Below are 2,036 nucleotides of genomic sequence, written 5' to 3'. Positions count from 1 at the left end.
GAATACTGGAACTATCATGAACGTCATTGTGACAAAGGATATCAACAACCTCGTTTTTATATGCCCATACCATTATTAGGCTTAGCGTGTATGGCAAAAGATTACGGTAACGAACTTAACGTGCGATCAGATTTTATTCCGCAGTTTTATATTGATGGCGATTACCTGTAATTTCACCCTAAACGCCCCAAAAACCGACATAATTTAAAGGAATAAGCATGATAAACGTAACACGCGAATATAAACCTTTAAGCATAAAAAGAGATAGTGAACGATTTGAGCGAATGTATAATCACTCAATTGAAGATTTACCCATTAAAAAAGATAATTTAATAAGTTTTTTTGGCAATGCACTCCAAATCTGCCAGTGGTGGTCGTATGATTTAACCGAAGAAAACAAGCAAAAATCCATAAAAGCATTAAAGCTTGCGGCAAAAGCAGGTGAGGCTATTTTCAGGCTAGGTCGAGAGCCTGAAAAAGAGCAGCGCGTTGTGATTGACGATATATTAGACGCTACCTACAACGGCTTAGGTTTATTGGAAAATGGTGGGTTACATGCGATGCGCTGGCAAGAAGCCTTTTTTGCTGCATCAATCGTGCGAGACTATGACGCGATGGACAGCTTGGTTAAGTTTCCTGTGTCATTAATGCGAAAGTGTTCTTCTAAAAACCCTGAAGCAGAGTATTTATTAACCGAATTAATACAGTGTATTCATCGTCGAGAATCAGGTCCAAAGGGTATTGAAATTCTCAACAAGTTGCTGGATGAAGTGATTGAAGGCGGTAAAAAAGAACCGTGGGTTGCGTATGGTACAGGTGCAAAATCAGATTTTATTATTTCCTTTACCACACAATCAGAAGCAACACCGAGCGAAGCATTAGCAAGTGCACTAACCGAAAATTGGAAGTATTGTGAGCGCCACCGTGATTTAGAGGGGTATGAACAGCCTGATTTTTACATGCCAATTGTCTTGCTAGGTTTAACGTGCATGGCAAAAGATCTTGGTAACGAATTAAACGTGCAATCAGATTTTATCCCGCAGTTTTATATTGATGGCAACTATTTATAGTTTTGCCTCAGTACCCAAAACCCTAAACTAAACAGATTTAATTTAAAGGAATAAATATGATAATCATAACACGTGATTATGAGTCTATAGAGCTTGAAGATAATATCGAACGTTTTGAAAGAAGATATAACAGAGTAAGTCAAAAATTGCACATTAAAAGAGATAATTTAATTTCGTTATTAAGCAATGCAATCACAATCTGCCAATGGTGGTCGTTCGATTTAACGGACGAAAACAAGCAAAAATCAATAACCGCACTAAAGCTTGCGGCAAAAGCAGGTGAGGCAATTTTTAGGCTGGGGCGAGAGCCTGAAAAAGAGCAGCGTATCGTGATTGACGATATATTAGATGCCACCTACAACGGCGAAAGCTTGTTGTGGAGTGGGTACTTGGATGCAATTCGCTGGCAAAAAGCCTTTTTTGTGCGGCAATTGTACGTGACCAAGATGCGATGGATAGTTTAGCGAAGTTCCCAGTGTCTTTAATGCGCCAGTGCTCTACCACAAGTAGTGAAGCCGAGTACGCACTTGTTGAATTAATCCAAGGTATACACCGCCGAGTATCAAATGATGAGGGTTTAGCTTTACTAGGTAAAGCGTTAGAAGAGGTTAAATTAGACACCACAGACCCATGGGTTAACTATTGCACCGGCGGTAAAACAAATTTTGTTCTTGCCTTTATGATGGATGGAGAGGTTACCCCGAGTATGGCATTAGCAGATGCATTAACTGATAGCTGGGAGTACCACGAGCGATTCTGTGATAAAGGATACCAACAGACTGATTTTTATATGCCTATCCCGTTATTAGGCTTAGCTTGCATGGCAAAAGATTATGGTAACGAATTAAACGTTCAATCAGATTTTATTCCACAGTTTTATATTGATGGCGATTATTTATAGTTTTACCTCAGTACCCAAAACGCTCAACTAAACAGATTTAATTTAAAGGAATAAACATGATAAAC

General features: G+C 38.9%; 3 protein-coding genes. All 3 read left to right on the top strand.

Features of this window, described 5'->3' with window-relative positions; all coding sequences use genetic code 11:
- Positions 1 to 218: 218 nt before the first annotated feature.
- The 3 genes from GQR56_RS21120 to GQR56_RS21110 are packed head-to-tail and all read left to right on the top strand — an operon-like array spanning position 219 to position 1,971.
- Positions 219 to 1,070, top strand: a complete 852-nt coding sequence (locus tag GQR56_RS21120) for an immunity 49 family protein (RefSeq protein ID WP_166115341.1) — start codon at positions 219 to 221, stop codon at positions 1,068 to 1,070.
- Positions 1,071 to 1,126: 56 nt separating this feature from the next.
- Complete coding sequence (locus GQR56_RS21115; RefSeq protein WP_166115339.1) at positions 1,127 to 1,534, top strand: hypothetical protein; 408 nt, start codon at positions 1,127 to 1,129, stop codon at positions 1,532 to 1,534.
- The gene (locus GQR56_RS21110) at positions 1,522 to 1,971 is read left to right on the top strand and encodes an immunity 49 family protein (protein ID WP_240920964.1); all 450 of its coding nucleotides are present in this window, start codon (positions 1,522 to 1,524) and stop codon (positions 1,969 to 1,971) included. Before GQR56_RS21115 ends, GQR56_RS21110 begins: the two co-directional genes overlap by 13 nt.
- Positions 1,972 to 2,036 lie beyond the last annotated feature (65 nt).

It is taken from the genome of Pseudoalteromonas sp. Z9A5 (genome assembly GCF_011378875.1).
In the GTDB taxonomy this organism is placed as follows: domain Bacteria; phylum Pseudomonadota; class Gammaproteobacteria; order Enterobacterales; family Alteromonadaceae; genus Pseudoalteromonas.
The sequence above is the reverse complement of the archived record's forward strand: the minus strand, read 5'-3'. Positions and strand labels throughout refer to the sequence as shown.